Origin of the sequence: Arsenicibacter rosenii, assembly GCF_001870735.1 — a bacterium.
GTDB classification, from domain to species: Bacteria; Bacteroidota; Bacteroidia; order Cytophagales; family Spirosomataceae; genus Arsenicibacter; species Arsenicibacter rosenii.
On the sequence record NZ_MORL01000003.1, the window covers coordinates 26,783 to 45,213 of the forward strand.

Consider the following 18,431-nt stretch of genomic DNA (forward strand, 5'->3'; position numbering starts at 1 on the left):
TCAGCCATCCAGCAGCAACGACCATGGACAAACGGGTAAAATTTGACTTTGCCATTTATTTCACCAACGGCGGCAGTATTAAGGGCGAGGATTTCCGGCTCGATATTGCAGGTGACGACATTTCGGACCAGGAGCTCGCCGACTACATTGTGGCCGATCTGCGTCTTTTAATGGTGGGTCAGACCCATATCCTGAACAAGTCAATTCTGACGGAACCGCACAAGCGTAAACCCATCAATGAGCCAACGGGACGTGAGGTATTTATTGATCTGAGCCACACTATCGAAGACGGTCTCGTCACCTACAAAGGCCTCCCCGCCCCTATCATCTGCGATTATCTCAGCCGTGAACGGTCGAAGCAAATCTATGCTGAAGGCACCGAATTTCAGATCGGCAAAATCAAGATGGTTACGAACACCGGTACCTACATCGACTGTCCATTCCACCGTTTTGCCCACGGTAAAGATCTCTCGGAGATAGAACTGGCCTGCTTTACTGACCTGGAAGCAGTGGTGATCCGGGTGCCGTTTACCGAAACGCTGGCCATCACCGAGGCACATGTCCGGAACTACGAAATCAGAAACCGGGCCGTACTGATCCACACCGGCTGGGATACCCACTGGAATACGGAAGCCTACTACGAAAACCACCCCTATCTGACGGAAGAGGCAGCGCTTTATCTGAGAGACTGCGGTGTCCGGCTAGTCGGTATCGACTCGCACAACATTGACTGCACAACCGGCAACACCAGACCGGTGCACACCACGCTGTTAGGCGCGGAAATCCTGATTGTCGAACACCTGTGTAACCTGCAGCTGCTACCCGATGAAGGCTTTACGTTCAGCGCCGTACCGCCCAAATTCAAAGGCGTCGGTACGTTTCCGGTACGGGCCATGGCCAAAATCCGGTAACCATGCCCCCAGTTGTCCCGTAGGGACATCACAGCGCAGCGTCGGTAGAAAAGCGTCGGCATGTTTCCCGTACGGACCATGGCAAAAATCCGCTAAGAATGAGTCCAGTTGTCCTGTAGGGACATCACAGCGCAGCGTCGGTAGAAAAGCGTCGGCATGTTTCCCGTACGGACCATGGCAAAAATCCGGTAACCATGCCCCCATTTGTCCCGTAGGGACATCACAGCGCAGCGTCGGTAGAAAAGCGTCGGCATGTTTCCCGTACGGACCATGGCAAAAATCCGCTAAGAATGAGTCCAGTTGTCCTGTAGGGACATCACAGCGCAGCGTCGGTAGAAAAGCGTCGGCATGTTTCCCGTACGGACCATGGCAAAAATCCGGTAACCATGCCCCCATTTGTCCCGTAGGGACATCACAGCGCAGCGTCGGTAGAAAAGCGTCGGCATGTTTCCCGTACGGACCATGGCAAAAATCCGCTAAGAATGAGTCCAGTTGTCCCGTAGGGACATCACAGCGCAGCGTCGGTAGCAAAGCGTCGGTAGCAAACGGTAGCCAACAACACCCATTCGTGCCGTAGGTACGACACGGTTTCACCGGTCCCACTATTCATTTGGCAATTTAACAACGCTCATTTATCTTTGCAACTAAGATATTTATCAACTAAGACAAATGAGCGACATCGAAACGGTCAAACAAGTCAGGAAACTGAGCCAGTTATATGCCTATACCTCCTTACAGATGCACGAGGCGGTGGCGCGTAAAGCAGGGTTGTCGGGGACGGATCACAAATACCTGGGCTTTCTGCTTGAGAAAGGACAAATGACTGCCGGTGAACTTGCCACCCTGACCGGTCTGACGACGGGGGCCGTTACGGGCCTGATCGACCGCTTTGAAAAGAAAGGGCTGGTGCGCCGACAGTTTGCACCCGACGACCGGCGGAAAGTATTCATTGTCCCGGAAACCGATGTGATCACGGCCCTGCTCGAACCGTTGTACCGCGAATTCCGGCACCAACACGAAGCACTTCTGGCCTCTTTTCCGGCCAATGAACGCGCCGTGCTCGAAACCTACTTCCGGCAGGCCATCGGCCTGATGCAGCAAACAACCGATCAACTGAACGATAACTAATCCGGCACCATGAGTAAGTACATCACTGGTTTTCAAAACCTGGACAAGACATCGCTGACAGTAGCCGGTGGCAAAGGCGCGAACCTGGGCGAACTCGCCCGCATCGTCGGCATTCTCGTTCCCGATGGTTTCTGCATCACGACAGAGGCGTTTAAACGCATCATTGCCGGGAACGCGGGGGTTGAGGCCATGCTGGACCAACTGGCACTTGTACCGGCCACCGACCGGCCCGCTATCGCCTCGATTAGTGCCGGACTCCGCCATGAGATCGAAGCCATTCCGGTCCCCGCTGATATCCGCGAGGCCATCGGCCGCTACCTTACCACCTATGGTCCAACCGGTGCCTATGCGGTACGTTCGAGCGCCACGGCAGAAGATTTGCCTACCGCTTCATTTGCCGGTCAACAGGATACCTACCTCAACATCATTGGCGAAGAAGCTATCCTGAGTCATATCCGCAAATGCTGGGCATCGCTGTTTACCGAACGCGCAATCAGCTACCGGAATCAGCATGGATTCGATCACCGGACGGTGTACCTCGCCGTGGTGATTCAGAAAATGGTGTTCCCACTGGCCTCCGGTATGTTGTTTACGGCCGATCCTGTCACCTCAAACCGGAAGGTCGTTTCCATTGACGCCGGTTTCGGACTGGGCGAGGCACTGGTGTCGGGCCGGACCAATGCGGATACCTACAAAGTCCGCGACGGCGTGATTACTGAAAAAACGGTTCCGGCAAAAACGCTGGTTATGGAGGCGACAATCGCAGGCGGTACGCAGGAGCGCGACCTGCCGCCCGATCAGCAAAACCGACAGGTCTTAACGGACCCACAGATCCACGAACTGGCCCGCATCGGCCGACGGATCGAGGCCCATTTTGGTTCTCCGCAGGACATTGAATGGTGCCTGGCCGGCGAGCAGTTTTACATCGTGCAAAGCCGCCCGATCACGACGCTTTATCCCCTTCCGGCGGTCAGTGACCATCAGCCACACGTCTACATTTCTGTCGGCCACCAGCAAATGATGACCGATCCCATCCGGCCGCTGGGTATGTCGCTCTGGCAACTGACCGCCGGACGACCTATGTACCAGGCGGGCGGGCGGTTGTTTGTGGATGTCGCACCGGAACTGGCCACACCGGCCGGACGGCAGCTTATGCTCAACGTGCTAGGCAATAACGACCCGCTGATCAAAGACGCACTGACCACCATTCTGGAGCGCGAGGATTTTATCCGGCTGGTGCCAGATGAAGTGCCGGGCGGCCCGGCTGGAGGCCCGGCACTGGCCGATTACCAAACCCTGAAGGATTTTGACCCTTCGGTTGTCGGTGAACTGATCCGGCAGAGTCAGGCGTCTATTGAGGCCTTACGGGAGGAGATTCGCGAAAAAACCGGTCCGGCACTCATCGACTTTATTCTGGATCATATCCGGCAGATTAGGGGCGCGTTAAAAGACCCGCGCAGTTTCGCCGTGATCATGACCGCCATGAACGCGTCGGTCTGGCTGAACGAACACATCGCGGAGTGGCTGGGTGAAAAAGGCGTCGCCGATACCCTGACCCAATCGGTTCCGCATAACATCACGTCGGAAATGGGGCTGGCTCTGCTGGACGTGGCCGATATCATCCGCCCCAATCCGGCCGTTATTGACCTGCTGCAACAAGCCGTTGATGACTCGTTTCTAAATCAGTTAGATAACGTACAGGGCGGCCACAAAGCCCGGAAGGCGATCCTCGCGTTTCTCGACCAATACGGCATGCGGTGCAGCGGCGAAATCGACATCACCCGCCCGCGCTGGCGCGAAAAACCGACCATGCTCCTGCCACTCTTACTCAGCAATGTGAAAAACAGCGTGCCCGGAGCGGCCAGGCAGAAGTTTGAGGAGGGGTTGCGCGAAGCAACACGCAAACGGGATTCTATACTGGATCGGCTCCGGCAACTCCCCGACGGTGACGAAAAAGCGGCCGCTGCCGACCGGATGATTCAGCTCGTCAGAAACCTGATAGGCTACCGCGAATACCCGAAATATGATCTCGTAAGCCGTTATTTTATCTGCAAACAGGCATTGCTGGCCGAAGCAGACCGGCTCGTACAAGCGGGTATACTGACGGACACAGAAGCTGTTTTTTACCTGACGTTCGATGAGCTGGGCGACCTGACCCGCACCCTTCAGGCTGACAACCAGCTTATTCAGCAGCGAAAAGCCGACTATATCCAGTATGAAAAACTAACCCCGCCGCGTGTCTACACGTCAGAGGGTGAAATCATTCGCGGTTCCTACAAGCGGGAGAACCTGCCGGCAGGCGCCATCGCGGGGTTACCGGTGTCGGCCGGAGTCGTGGAAGGGCGGGCGCGGGTACTCCGGGAGATGGGTGAGGCCGAACCCGGACCCGACGACATTCTGGTCACGTCCTTCACCGACCCCGGCTGGACGCCATTGTTTGTCTCCATAAAAGGGTTGGTTACGGAAGTCGGCGGATTAATGACCCACGGAGCCGTGATTGCCCGGGAATACGGCTTACCGGCCGTTGTCGGCATCGAAAAAGCCACGACGCTTATCAAAGATGGGCAGCGAATCCGTGTAAATGGTACGGAGGGATATGTAGAAATCCTGGATTTCGGTTAACTTACGGTCCTTAACCGGTTAACTCTCAACAATCTGACGTATTCATGAACGTTTATTACTTTTCCGGCCTGCTGGCAGCCCTCTCCTGCCTGTCGGCGCAGGCGCAGTCGACCATCAGCGGCTTTACCCCCGACAACCAGGCAAAGCAGACGAAATTCGAGCAGGTGTTTCAGACGCAGCAATCGGCCGAACGGTTTAAAAAGCACCTGCAGACAATGTGTTCGGTGCCGCACCTCGCCGGTACACCCGAAAACGCTAAAGTCCGCGATTACATCGTCGAGACCATGAAAAAAGCCGGCCTTCAGGTCGACATTTACCCCCATGACATTTACCTGCCCAAAGGTCCCGGCACCATCGCCGTCGAGCTGGTCGAGCCGATCCGCGAGCCGCTGAACACCCGCGAGTACATCGTCCCCGACAACAAATACTCGGGCCACCCGCTGCTGACCCAGGGCTGGAACGCGTGGTCGGGCTCGGGCGACGTAACGGCCGAGGTGGTGTATGCTAACTACGGCCGTAAAGAAGATTTTGAGCAGCTGGCCAAAATGGGTATTCCGGTGAAAGGCAGGATTGTACTGGCCCGGTACGGCGGCAATTTCCGGGGCTATAAAGCCAAACATGCGCAGGCAGCCGGTGCGGCCGGGGTCATCATTTACACCGATCCGGAAGATTCGGGCTACAAAAAAGGCATTACCTTCCCCGAAGGCCCGCAATCGAGTGAAAGCACCATTCAGCGCGGCTCCCTGCTGACCGTCGACTTTACGGGCGATGCCCTGACACCCGGCGAACCGGCGCTCCCCCTCGACGGACCGGTGAAAGTTAAACGCAGCGATCCGAAAGACGTGGCACTGCACAAAATTCCGGTAACGCCTTTGCCGTGGAACTCGGCGCAGGAAATCCTCAAGCGCATGACCGGCAGTAAAGGGGTTCCGGCGGGCTGGCAGGGGGGTCTGCCGTTTGCCTACCGGCTTGAAGGCGGTCCGGCCCTGAAAGTGCGGCTGAACGTGCAGCAGGAAAAGGACTTTGTCCGTGTTTATGAGGTGGTCGGCACGCTGACCGGCAGCGAATTTCCTGACGAATGGGTTGTGATGGGTTGCCATTACGATGCCTGGTCGTTCGGCGCGACCGACCCTAACAGCGGTACGTCGATGCTGCTGTCGCTGGCCGAATCGCTGGGGAAACTGGCCAAAGATGGTCAACGCCCCCGCCGGACCATTAAAATTGCGCACTGGGATGCCGAAGAAGCCGGCGTTATCGGCTCAACGGAATGGGTCGAGCAGTTCCGCGATGAGCTGAGCAAAAAGGCCGTGGCCTATTTCAACGCCGATGCGGCGGTTTCGGGTGCCATGTTTGGTGGCAGTGCCTCGCCATCGCTCAAGACGCTGCTGGTCGAAGCCTCGCAGGCGGTGCAGTATCCTGACTCCGCCAAAACGGTGTATCAGCACTGGATGGGCAGCAAAAAGCCCGGCGCGAGTGAGCCGAACATCGGGAATCTGGGCGGTGGCTCTGACCACATCGCGTTCTACATGCACGCCGGTGTGCCGTCGGCCAGCATCGGCACTCACGGCCCGACGCTGTACCACTCGGTCTACGATGATTTATACTATTACGAAAAGTTTGCCAATCCAGGGTATAAAATGGGGCCGCTGGTGGAGCAGATGATGGGCACGCTGACAACGCGCCTTGCCAATGCCGACCTGATTCCATACGACGTAACCCGCTATCCGGCCGACCTGACCACGCACCTGAAAGCGGCCGAAAAGGCCATTAAAGCCTACAAACCCGATTATTCGATTGACAACGTACTGAAACAGGTCGATGCGCTGAAACAAAGCACGGATGCCTATGCAGCGGCCGTTAAACAAAGGCTCTCGGCTGGCACCATCGATAAAAAGCAGGCCGAAGCCATCAACCGTGACCTGCGCCAGCTGGAAAAAGCCTTTATCGATCCGGACGGCATGGCCTTTGGCAAATGGTATAAATCGTTGTATGCGGCTCCTGACCCATACAGCGGTTACGCCGACTGGATGTTGCCGGCCTTCCTCTACGAAGCCTCGCTGAAATCAACCGCCAACCTGCCTGCTATCGAGGCGCGTTACTCGGCTGCCATCGGCAAGCTGACGGAGCAGATTAACACGCTGACACAGGCAGTTAGCCAGGGCGCCACCCCGGCGGCGGCAATCGGAACGGGGAAGAAATAAGGTTTAACCACGAAGGCGGGAAGATAAGCAGGGGCACGAAGGGTATTCCTTTCTGCCCCTTCGCCCAATATAACTATATGCAAATCAGACCTTTTAATCCACACACCGATATACCGGCGCTGCTGAGTCTTTTGCGGCTGAACACCCCTGATTTCTTTGCGCCGGAAGAAGAAGAAGATTTTATCAATTACCTCAGATACGAAGCGACCCATTACTTTGTTGTTGAAGCGGATGGGCAACTGGTTGGCTGTGGCGGCTACAATAACCCCGACGGCCCGACCATTTTCCGGCTCTCGTGGGACATCGTGCATCCTGCCCGGCAGGGTCAGGGTATCGGCCGGTTGCTTACAGAATTCCGTATTCAGCAAATCAGGGAAACGGAAGGGGGCACAGGCATTATCGTCCGTACCTCACAGCATGCTTACCGGTTTTACGAACGGCTGGGCTTTGTGCTGACGGCGGTAGTTAAAGATTACTGGGCAACAGGCTACGACCTGTATCAGATGGAAAATACCGGTCCGTCAGGTCGCTGACAGCACCTGTACCAGCCGCAGCACCGCCTCATCGGTGTCGGTCCGTTTGGTGTGCGGTGGCTCAAAGCGGTTGAAGGGCTTTAGCTCCAGCACAAATGTTTCGTCGATGTCATCATCAAAGGGCGTAAACAGCTTATAGCCGACCACCTGCATGGGCATTACCCCATGCTTTTTTTTGAACCGGATCAGTACCCTGCCCAGCCATTGTTCGACATCCTGCGCCGAATAACCGGCGGCCGGCACAAACCGGACTTCCGCGTGGTTCCGGTCGCGGATCGTTTGTTCGGCGGGATCATAATGTCCCTCACAACTCGAAAATGTCCGGACGATCCCCGTGGCATTCAGGGCGTCGACCAGCGGCAGGATCTTTGGTTCGATTGTTTCCAAAACTAGCTTTTTATTAAAACCACAGAGTTCCACGGAGTTTTTTACACGGAGTTAAAAGAGTAAAACTGTGTAACTCTGTGCAAATTTAAACTCTGTGACACTCCGTGGTTTACTATTAAAAACAAACGCTACGACAAATGATGCCGTAGCGCTGTTTCCATTATGGGCTGGGTATTGACTTTCTTATTTCACATCCCAGAATAACTTCGTAGTCTGCGTGTCTTTGGCTTTCACCGCCTGATAGTTCGTTGTGTTCAGCGATGCCTCACTGGTTGGGTACAACAAACGGGTTGGCGGCGTTTTGGCACTGTTCGAGCCATTGTCCGTCGGGAAGGTGAAACCAACCAGTTTTGTCCGGCGGTATTCTGCCCACGCCTGTGTCGCCTGCATCACCGTATAGTCAACCCACTTCTGCGTAGCAATCTTTTTCAGGTTGTCGGTTCCGTAAGCTACTGATGGCTGTGCGAGGAACGTTGTAATCTGCGCTTCCGTCGGCGCTACGTCCTTGGCGGCATTGCGGCTGCTGCCGCTGTTGATGCCATACCAGAACGCAATCGACTGACGGATACCGCTTTCGTACGCAGTTTTCGCATTACCCAGTCCCCAACGCTCATAGGCTTCCGCTTTGTTGAACCATGTTTCGGCCGACGTAATCAGAATGCCCGGGAACAGGTTGTTTTCCGAGAATGTCGTTGAATCCCAGCGGGAAACCGCATTTGCGGTCTGGGCAGCCGTCAGTTCGGTGGCTGTCCATGTGTTTTTCACACCAGCGTATTTACCCGAAGCATTTGTGGTAAAGTAAACCGGCAGACGCGGATCGTTGGCCGGTGCCATGACATCGTTTACCAGGTAGCCCGGTGCAAACGGATTCACCCCGAAACCGTTGCGCATGTCGTTTACCGCTACCAGGTTGCTGGTGGTTGCAGCCGGCTGGATCGTAATGCTTTCTGTGGCGGCATCGACCAGCGGATACTTCGTCGGATCGCTCAGAATCGTCGTAACCAGTGCTTTGGCCGCTGCTTCGTCAGCATTCGACACCCGCATCGCCAGACGCAGCATCAGCGAGTTACAGTATTTCCGCCATTTCAGCAGATTGCCCTTGTTTACGTAATCATACGACGTAAACTGGTTGGCGTAGAACGTCGTCGGCGTTGTTGTCGCGAGGTAATCCGAGATACGCTTCAGATCGGTCAGGATGGTGCTGTAGGTCGTTTTCGCCTCGTCGTAGGTAGCCAGCGAGATGGTTCCCTGGGCGTTCAGCTGACCGGCGGTCGAGAACGGGATATCCCCCCACAGGTCGATCATCTGGGCCGTCTGGTCGTACAGGAAAATACGGCCGGTTTCCAGGAACAACTGCAGACCGGCTTTGTCTTCCGTACCCAGGTTGTTATATACTTTTTCCAGTTCCCGGTAGCGGGCCATTGTCTGGGTGTAGTATACGTTCCAGCGGTCGGCATTATAGGCCGTTACCTGCTCATACACCCCGTTTGTGGTGGTGAAACCATTCAGCTGGCTGTACGTACCGATTTCGGGAATCAGGAAGGTGTACAGGTTCCAGTAACGGGGGTTAACCCGCTCGTTGAACAACATACCGGCCCACAAGCGCTGGACATCGGCACTCACCGCGCCGCTCGGGTTCAGGTATGCACTGTCAATATCTGTTTGTTTACAGCCGGTCACGATAGCTCCTACGCTCAGTAAGCCAAGTAAACCGGTTACAATAACTTTTTTCATTTTATGGAATGATTCAGAAAAACCGATTAGAATGAGAAACGAACACTACCACCGATTGAGCGGGATGCGGCTGTACCACCACCAACGCTGGTTGCGCGCGAGATCCAGCTCGTTCCGACACCTTCTTCAGGGTCAAGGCCTGGCAGCGACTTGTAGAAGTAGAACAGGTTACGGCCGTAAGCGGATACCGTCAGGTTCTGCATTTTCAGCTTCGAACGCAGCCGTACCGGGAACGTGTAAGCCAGCGACACTTCACGCAGTTTGATGTAGTTGTTGTCGAACACGGCATTCTGGTACGAAATGTTCGAACCTGACCCCGGGTAACCACCCCAGTTGTAGTGGTAGCGGTAGTACTGACCAGCTTCGACAATTGTTTTGTTCGGCTCACCGGTTGCCGTTACCCCTTGCGCAATGATACCGTCATCAAATACTTTCTGTCCGTTAGGACCGGCTGTTGTACCGGTGCTCACCTGCACAAACTGACCCTGGCTGTTTACGTAATAAGATACGCCGCCATGCTCGGCATCACGACCAAAAACGGAGTTGGTAAACAAACCGGAACCCGTTCCGTACAGACGCGACAGCGATACGATCTGACCACCCCAAACGAAATCAGTCAGGATGTTCAGCGACACGTTTTTGTACGTGAAGGTGTTCATGAAACCACCCGAGAATTTCGACTGCAGGTTACCGAACTTCACCAGTTTCGAGTAATCAACTACGTAGAAACCGTTTGAGCCAACCACCTTGTTGCCACTGGCATCGCGCTGGTAATCGTAGCTCCAGATACTACCGGCCGCTTCGCCCGGCTTCGCATATACGTACAGTGAACCGTTGTCCATGTTCGACAGGGTCAGCTGCTCCAGACCGTTTGCCAGTGAAATTACTTTACCACGGTTAGCGGCGTAGTTCAGGCGTGTTTCCCACGTAAAGCCATTTGCGGCTTTAACCGGGGTACCTGTCAGACCGATTTCGATACCGTAGTTACGCATGTTACCCACGTTTACCAATACGCTGCTCGCGCCGATCGTCGACGGTGTACCCAGGCTGGTAATCTGGTCTTTGATCTGGTTGCGGTAATACGTGATGTCCAGCCCTAAACGGTTGGCGAAGAATTTGTTTTCCAGACCGATTTCAAATTCGGTCTTCATTTCGTTTTTCAGCGATGGGTTACCATAGCCTGATGTCGATGGGTACAGGTACGGAATACCGTCGATGCTGCCTGACGAATAAACAACGTTCGAGATGTAGCGATCCGGCGGGTTACCGACAATACCCCATGCACCGCGCAGTTTGCTGTACGTAATGAAACGTGGCAGTTGCAGGGCGTTACTCAGTTCGAGTGAGGTACTGACACCCGGATACAGGAACGTGTTGTTGCCCGGGGCCAGTGTCGACGAACGCTCACGACGCAGGGTACCTTCTACGAACAGGAAGTTGTTGTATTCCAGGTTCAGGATACCGAACACACCGTCTTTAATCAGGTAACCCATTGACGACCCACCTGATGGCGGGTTGGTTTTGCTGGCGCTCAGGCTGAACCAGTTTTCTGAGGTCAGACCATCACGTGTACCGGCCGTTGTTGAGGTATAACGCTCTTTGCGGCCCTGATAACCCAGTGACAAGGTTGCATTGAAACGGTCTGTCAGCTTGCGCTCGTAGGTCAGCAAGAGGTCACCGTAAGAGAAGGTCGATGTATTGGCAATGGTACCGTAGTACCCCGTTGCACCGGCCGAAATCGGCTGTGTGCTGCGTTCTTTCGTTTCCTGGAAAAAGCTGGTGTAATCGACACCCATCCGGCCGCGCAGGTTCAGCCCCGGCGCCACGTTGTATTTCAGAGTAGCCGCCGGCATAAAGCGGTTCGATGTTTCTTCGTATTTGTTAGCCAGCTGGAACCACAGGAAGTCAAGCAGGTCTTTCGCACGGATGTTGTATTTCAACCGCTCTTCTACATCCAGCGTTGAGTTGAAATCAACCCACTTATACCCTTTCGACGTCTGGTATTTGTCGAAATAAACGTCCATATAGTCGGCCGGGCTGAAGAAACCACCGAAGTTGTTGGTCAGACGGTCGATCTGGCGCGGCCGGTTCAGTACCTTTTCGTTGACGTAGTTCATCACCAGGTCCAGCGTCAGTTTCGGCGTGATCTTGTACTGTGAGTTCAGGTTGAACGTGTTTTTCTCCTGCTTACCGCCGATCTGAATGCCTTTATAGTCGTTGCGGGTATACGAAATCCGGTAGTTGCCTTTGTCGGTTGCATTACTCAGAGCCACGTTGGCAATCAGGCTGCTACCATCGCGGTAGAACGCTTTCCAGTTGTTTTCCTGTGACACGTAAGGACGCATCTGACCGTCCCACCAGTATACCTGGCTGCCATCCATTTTCGGGCCGAACTGTGCGTACGACCGGAAGTTCGGATATTTCACCTGCTGACCGTTTACCGTTGTCCGGATCCAGCCTTCGTCATCCGCGCCGAAAGACGCCTTATTGACCGAACGCTCATAGCCCGGACCCCACGTTGTCTGCAGGTCAGGACGGGTCGACAGCTGCTCAACGTTGGCCGACAGGTTTACGTCAACGCCGATACCACGGTTAGCACGGCCCTGGCCGTTTTTGGTCGTGATAACCACTACACCAAAGTTCGCATCTGAACCGTACAGGGCCGAAGCCGCTGCACCCTTCAGGATGTTTACGTCCTGAATGTTTTCAGGGTTGATATCGAGGAGACCGTTACCGTTAATTTTCTGGTTACCACCCCAGTAGCCTTCGTTGTTGGCATCGCCGTTACGCACGATTACACCATCCACAACGATCAGTGGCTGACGCTGGTATCCGATTGAGTTTACACCACGGATCTGGATACCTACCGCAGAGGTAGCACCACCCGTGTTGCTGTTGATCGTCACACCCGGTGCACGACCGTAAAGCGCTGAGGCAAAGTTTGTGGGAGAAGTTTTGATGATGTTTTCACCGGAAACCTGAGCCGTTGCATAACCCAGTTTCCGTTGTTCTTTTGAGATACCAAGCCCCGTCACCACGACCTCATTCAACACCTTGGCATCTTCGGCCAGTACAATGTCAACCACTGAACGACCGTTGATGGCTACTGACTGCGTGGCGTATCCGATAAACGACGCCGTCAGGCTGCTTTTCAGGTTCGGCACAGACAAGGTAAACTTACCGTCTGCGTCCGTAATGGTTCCCGTTGTGGTTCCTTGTACAATGATGGATACACCGGGCAGTTTTTCACCGTTGGGGGCAGTAACCCTGCCTGTCACAGAAACCCGTTGAGCCAGGACCGAAAAGCTGAAGAACAGCAACCAGCCCAACAGCAACTTGGGTAAATGGTTTTTCATAAATTTTAAAATATAACGTTTGTTTTTAAAATAATTTAAGAATTCAATTTTAAGGAGGTTTTAATTAATCACCAAATTTCATAAGGAAAAAATTACAGCAATAAATTGGAGGAGAAGCAGAAACAGGCTTTCAAAGTGGTAAGCAAAACACAGAATAATACAATCTGTATATAAGTGGACAGATCAATTCTTAAATAGTATTTTTAGAACAAAGCGGGGCCGTTAGCTAATTTTAGGGCAAAAATGAACAATTATTGTTTAATTAACAATTAGCTAACTATAGAAAGAATACTAAAAGAATACAAATGAAGTTTTTTTTCAGCTTTTGTACTTTATCAACCATCCGGTTGCCATCAGAGCCAGGATTCCGGACACGGCAAAGGCGGCATCCATGCCCCATAGCAGGTTATTGAAGAGCCAGCCGGATGCCAGCGCCCCCAGCCCGATACCGGCTTCGAGGGCAATGTACATCGTAGCCATTGCCCGCCCGCGTGTGGCTTCATCGCTCAGATCGGCGGTCCAGGCCTGAATCGTGGGCGAGTTCATGCCCCATGAAAAACCAAAGAAAACGGCGGCAATCCACAGCCAGGTCGTTGAATCAGTCCAGACCAGCATCGCCATCGAGATAGCCAGCACCAGGGATGATACAATCAGTACCGGTACGCGCCCGAGCCGGTCAGACGTACGGGAGAAAACCAGCCGGACGGCCAGTGACGCAATGGTATATACGGTGAAAAACAACCCTTTATTCATGATACCGACCGATTTGCTCAGGGCCGGTGCCAGTGTCAGAATTGTGCCCGACGAAAAGGAAAGCAGCAGCAGGATCCAGAAAGGCCGGATCGCTTGCTTATCGAAAAGTTCGTTGGTCTTTAGCTTCAGCAGGCTGAACCGGAACGGCTCCCGTGTGTGCAGTGTTTCGGGCATCCGCAGCAGAATCACGATAGAAAATAAGGCAAAGGCCGATGAAGTACAGAACAGCACATTGATCGAAAAGGCATCGGCCAGCCAACTGCCAATGGCCGGACCAAGTGACATCCCTGTTGCCGTAAACAAACCCAGTGCTCCCATGGCTTCGCCCCTGCGGTCGACCGGCACCACATCGGCCACATAGGCCGCCGTTGCCGTTGGTTTAGTGCCTGTCGAGAAGCCGTGAACAAGCCGGAGCATGAGAAACCCCCAGACGGTCAGCACAAACGGATAGAGAAAACCGCAGACAAAACACACCAGCGACCCGAACGCCATCACCGGCACACGCCCGATGGTATCGGTCAGTTTACCGCTGAATGGTCTGGAAACGCCTGCCGTCAGTGTAAACAGTGCAATGATTAAGCCGACATACTGTTGCCCGCCCATACTTGCCAGATGGTCTGGCAGTTCAGGGATAATCATCTGAAAACTAGCCGAAAACAGAAAATTACTCAGACACAACAGCCAGAACGGAATTGTGTATAACGATGTCGCAGAAGCCGCTTTTTGAGACGAAACCAACCGATTAATGTATTTGTACCTACCTGAATCAGGGCAAAATAAGGCGATAAAGTTCCGGAAGCGGAGCAGATAAAATTTTTCATTTCAGTTTAACACCCTTTGCCGTACCTTTGCCGCCGCTAGTGAACGAACACAAAACAAGCCGTTTATTAAGATCCCAGTCATGTCGCGTAATCTGAAAATTGGTATTTTCCTTACCGTTTCCATACTTGTTACCACGTTTACCTTTTATTTCTGGCAGATGTTCAAGACGCCCAACCTCAATGCGGCCGAGGCAACAGGGGATGACAATGTCAAAACATTTGCCCTGCTGATTCCGAAAGGTGCTTCATTCGAAGCCGTGGTTGACTCCCTCAAAAAACACAAAATGATCAACGACGAGGTGTCGTTCCGCTTTGTGGCCAAAGTCCTGAAATACCAGGAGCATGTAAAAACAGGGCGTTATGAGATCAAACCACGTACCGGCAACTACGATGCCATCGTGAAGCTGCGCAGTGGCGCACAGGACCCCATGACACTGACATTCAACAATATCCGGCTGAAGTCGGACCTGATTCAGCGTTTGGGCAGCAAATTTGCCTTCGGGCCCGACTCCCTGGCGAAGTACCTGAATGATCCGGAAGAGTGCCGGAAATTCGGTTTCGACACCACTACCGTTGTCTGCATGTTTATCCCGAACTCCTACGAAATGTTCTGGACAACCAGGCCGGCTACCTTCCTGGAGCGCATGGGCGACGAGTACAAGAAGTTCTGGAATGCCGACCGTAAAGCGAAAGCTGCTGCGCTCGGCCTGTCCCAAACGCAGGTGCAGGTGCTGGCGTCGATTGTACAGGCCGAAACTATCAAAAACGACGAAAAACCGCGTGTGGCCGGTGCCTACCTCAACCGCCTGAAAAAAGGCATGAAGCTGGAAGCCGATCCGACGGTGGTATTCGCTAACCGTGATTTCACGATCCGGCGGGTACTGAACCGCCACCTGGCGTTTGAGTCACCTTACAACACGTACCGGCACACCGGCCTGCCGCCCGGCCCGATCAATATTCCGTCACCGTCGTCAATCGACGCGGTGCTGAGCCCGGAATCACACGACTACATTTATTTCGTCGCTAAAGCTGATTTCTCCGGTTACCATACGTTTGCCAAAACGCACGAAGAACACATGGCAAACGCCCGTATTTATCAGAAAGCCCTCAGCGAACGCGGCATTATGAAATAGCGTAGAGCGTGGGGCGTAGCGTGTCAGGCCCTATGCCCCCTGCCCTACGCCTTACGCCCCCTGCCCTACGCCCTATGTTTACATTCGACGTCACAGATATCCGGGTCCGGTATGCCGATACCGACCAGATGGGCTATGTTTACTACGGTAACTATGCCCGTTTTTACGAAATCGGCCGGGTAGAAGCCCTTCGTAGCCTCGGATTTCACTACAAAGAGATGGAAGCCTCCGGTGTGATGATGCCGGTCTACGAAAATAAATCGCGCTACCTGAAGCCTGCCCGCTACGATGACCTCCTGCGCGTCCGGGTAACGATTCCCGAATTACCTAAAATCCGGATTATTTTTCAGTATGAGGTACTGAATCAGGCGGATGAGTTATTGAACAAAGGCGAAACCACGCTGGTTTTTCAGCGGATGGATACCGGTCGCCTGTGCCCTGCACCGGCCGCTATGCTCAACGCCCTGAAGCCGTTTTTTGAGTCGGCAGACTAACCGGTTCCGGTATTTGCGGCTAAAATCCGCTGCTGCTTCAAACATTTAGGACCGGTTAACGCTTACTATTCAGACACACTACCCGCTCGGCATTATGCTTGAAAAACTTCGCAACAACAGCTCGCTGGTGCGTATGAAACAACGCCTGAAGCGAAAAAAACCGTTTAAATCGTCTCAGACAAACTGGTACGATTTTCTAAAGGATGTTCTGAATAAACTGGGCAGTAACGACCTCAGCGAACGGGCGGCCGCCGTTTCGTTTAACCTGTTTCTGGCCGTTTTTCCGGCCATTATCTTCTTATTTACCCTTATTCCGTACATCCCGATCAATAACCTGGAAGGGCAGATCATGGATTTGCTGCGCCGTGTGATTCCGACAGGAACATTTGAGTGGGTCGAAACCACCATCCGCGACATCATTAACCAGCAGCGGAGCGGGGTGCTGTCGTTTGGTTTTTTACTGACGATTTATGCGTCGACCAACGGCATGTTTGCCCTCATGAATGCCTTCAACCATTCGCATGAAACCTCCAACCGGCGCGGCTTCCTGAAAACACGCCTCATTGCCCTCGGGCTCACCTTCATGTTTGCGTTTGCCATTGTGCTGGCCATTCTGTTACTGCTGGTGGGTGGTATTGTCACTGATTACCTGCTGCACATTGCCGTACTGAACAATCCGGTGACTGTTTTTCTGCTCAATCTTACCCGTTATTTTCTGGTTTTTGCCGTTTTTGTCGGCGTTGTTTCCATGCTCTACCGGTTTGGTCCCGACCGCAACATGCGCTGGGGCCTTATTACGCCCGGCTCTGTAACGGCCTCTGTCCTGATTGTGCTGACAACGTACGGGTTCTCGTACTACCTGGCTAATTTCGGATCTTATAATAAATTGTATGGTTCCATTGGCACGCTCATTGCCCTGATGGTCTGGATAAACCTGATTGCTATGCTGGTTATTCTTGGCTTTGAAATTAACGTTTCTCTCTATCATCCGACCCTGCTGGGCCGTCCGCTGATAAAGCGTAAAACAACAAACGCCACCTCAGACATGTGAAGTGACGTTTGCAAACCCTAACCCATAAATGTGACTCTTTATGTTTAGTGCCTTAGGTAAGCACTAAACGATCAATTATTCATTAGTAAAAATCGTGCCAAAAGGCCGGAGGTGCCAACTTATTTTTTTTTCCTTTGCCTAAATAGTCTGTTAATCTACTGAGGCGATAGCGTAATATTGTGTTAACACGACACTTGCAGATGCCGTTATAGCCTCTGAAAAGTTTAGTCAAAATCTATTACGCTTGAATTAGTAGCATGCGCTCGGTCACTCAGCACCATAATGCAGTGCCAATGGCACCTTATTTACACCAGCATAAACCGTGGGTAACCGTTATCTGTACGGCATATAACCACGAGTCCTTCGTCTCAGACGCCTTACAGTCTGTTGTTCAGCAGCAGTACCCGAAAGTCGAACTCATCGTTGTCGATAACGCCAGTACAGACCAGACTGCCGCCCGGATTCAGGCATTTGTCAATCAGCATCCAGACACACACTTTATCCGTAACACCACAAATACCGGGCTCTGCAAGGCGTTTAATCAGGCGCTGCGGATCGCGACCGGTAAATATGTGATCGACCTGTCGGCCGACGATGTGATGCTCCCTGACCGCATTGCCCGGCAGGTGGCGCGGCTGGAAGAACTCGATGAGCGCCATGCGGTGGTTTTCAGCAACGCGCAGTATATCGACGAATCCGGCCAGCTTCACCAAACCCATTATCCCGTGGATGAGCTCGGGCAGAGTACCATGCCAATCCCAACCGGCGATATTTTCCGGCATGTGCTCAGTTCTTACTTCATCTGCACCCCCACCATGATGATCCGGAAGAGTGCACTCGACGAACTGAACGGCTACGACGAATCCTTGTCCTACGAAGACTTTGACTTCTGGGTGCGCTCTGCCCGCAACTACAAATATGCCTACATCGACGCCGTACTGACCCGGAAACGCCGGCTAAGCACGGCCCAGTCTCTCCGGATTATCCGGACCGATAACCAGCTCTTATCCTCTACCCTCGCTGTCTGTTACAAAGCCTATATGCTTTGCCAGTCGGCCGACGAATTTAAGGCCCTGGCCAGCCGCATCCGCACCTTTGTCCGTAAATCGTTCTATACCGAGCAGTATGATCTGGCCCATCAGTTCGGCAATCTTCTCAGCGTAATCGAACAACCGGATCCGCTTACCCGGGCCATTCTGCTGGCCAGCCACCTGCATCTGCCCGTCAACGGGCTTTACCGCCAATACCTGCGCTGGTGGGGCGCAGACCGCTCCATCAGAATGGCAGCCGGATCCGCTTGATTTTTC

At 53.4% G+C, this 18,431-nt stretch carries 13 protein-coding genes; 9 read left to right on the forward strand and 4 right to left on the reverse strand.

The features are described from left to right. Positions 1-23 precede the first annotated feature (23 nt). The 5 genes from BLX24_RS06800 to BLX24_RS06820 all read left to right on the forward strand — a co-directional run bounded on the left by BLX24_RS06800 (position 24) and on the right by BLX24_RS06820 (position 7,395). Positions 24-911, forward strand: a complete 888-nt coding sequence (locus tag BLX24_RS06800; protein ID WP_071502370.1) for a cyclase family protein — start codon at positions 24-26, stop codon at positions 909-911. A gap of 669 nt (positions 912-1,580) precedes the next feature. Continuing rightward, positions 1,581-2,039 carry a MarR family winged helix-turn-helix transcriptional regulator gene (locus BLX24_RS06805; protein WP_071502371.1) on the forward strand — a complete coding sequence of 153 codons (459 nt, stop codon included), beginning with the start codon at positions 1,581-1,583 and terminating at the stop codon, positions 2,037-2,039. 9 nt (positions 2,040-2,048) lie between these two features. Then, positions 2,049-4,661 (forward strand): rifamycin-inactivating phosphotransferase, encoded by a 2,613-nt coding sequence (gene rph, locus BLX24_RS06810; RefSeq protein WP_071502372.1) that lies wholly within the window; start codon positions 2,049-2,051, stop codon positions 4,659-4,661. Positions 4,662-4,705: 44 nt separating this feature from the next. Continuing rightward, positions 4,706-6,862 carry a M28 family peptidase gene (locus tag BLX24_RS06815; RefSeq protein ID WP_071502373.1) on the forward strand — a complete coding sequence of 719 codons (2,157 nt, stop codon included), beginning with the start codon at positions 4,706-4,708 and terminating at the stop codon, positions 6,860-6,862. A 77-nt stretch (positions 6,863-6,939) separates the two neighbouring features. Next, positions 6,940-7,395, forward strand: coding sequence for a GNAT family N-acetyltransferase (locus BLX24_RS06820; protein WP_071502374.1), 456 nt, complete (start codon positions 6,940-6,942; stop codon positions 7,393-7,395). Here BLX24_RS06820 and BLX24_RS06825 read toward each other — a convergent pair. The 4 genes from BLX24_RS06825 to BLX24_RS06840 all read right to left on the reverse strand — a co-directional run bounded on the left by BLX24_RS06825 (position 7,384) and on the right by BLX24_RS06840 (position 14,363). Beyond that, entirely contained in the window at positions 7,384-7,782 is a 399-nt protein-coding gene (locus tag BLX24_RS06825) for a hypothetical protein (protein ID WP_071502375.1), read from the reverse strand. The genes BLX24_RS06820 and BLX24_RS06825 overlap by 12 nt on opposite strands. A 183-nt stretch (positions 7,783-7,965) precedes the next feature. Further along, the gene (locus tag BLX24_RS06830) at positions 7,966-9,516 is read right to left on the reverse strand and encodes a SusD/RagB family nutrient-binding outer membrane lipoprotein (RefSeq protein WP_071502376.1); all 1,551 of its coding nucleotides are present in this window, start codon (positions 9,514-9,516) and stop codon (positions 7,966-7,968) included. Positions 9,517-9,542: 26 nt separating this feature from the next. Beyond that, a complete protein-coding gene (locus BLX24_RS06835) occupies positions 9,543-12,872 on the reverse strand; it encodes a SusC/RagA family TonB-linked outer membrane protein (RefSeq protein WP_071502377.1) in 3,330 nt (1,109 codons plus the stop codon). A gap of 318 nt (positions 12,873-13,190) precedes the next feature. Next, positions 13,191-14,363, reverse strand: a complete 1,173-nt coding sequence (locus BLX24_RS06840) for an MFS transporter (protein ID WP_229201724.1) — start codon at positions 14,361-14,363, stop codon at positions 13,191-13,193. 163 nt (positions 14,364-14,526) lie between these two features. On the opposite strand from BLX24_RS06840, the gene mltG reads away from it, so the two are divergent. From mltG to BLX24_RS06860, 4 genes are all read left to right on the forward strand, one after another. Then, positions 14,527-15,579 (forward strand): endolytic transglycosylase MltG, encoded by a 1,053-nt coding sequence (mltG, locus tag BLX24_RS06845; RefSeq protein WP_071502379.1) that lies wholly within the window; start codon positions 14,527-14,529, stop codon positions 15,577-15,579. A 74-nt stretch (positions 15,580-15,653) separates the two neighbouring features. Next, a complete protein-coding gene (locus tag BLX24_RS06850) occupies positions 15,654-16,073 on the forward strand; it encodes an acyl-CoA thioesterase (RefSeq protein ID WP_071502380.1) in 420 nt (139 codons plus the stop codon). A gap of 94 nt (positions 16,074-16,167) precedes the next feature. Then, a complete protein-coding gene (locus tag BLX24_RS06855) occupies positions 16,168-17,124 on the forward strand; it encodes a YihY/virulence factor BrkB family protein (protein ID WP_071502381.1) in 957 nt (318 codons plus the stop codon). Between the two features lie 293 nt (positions 17,125-17,417). Beyond that, a complete protein-coding gene (locus tag BLX24_RS06860; RefSeq protein WP_071502382.1) occupies positions 17,418-18,425 on the forward strand; it encodes a glycosyltransferase family 2 protein in 1,008 nt (335 codons plus the stop codon). The last annotated feature ends 6 nt before the right edge of the window (positions 18,426-18,431 follow it).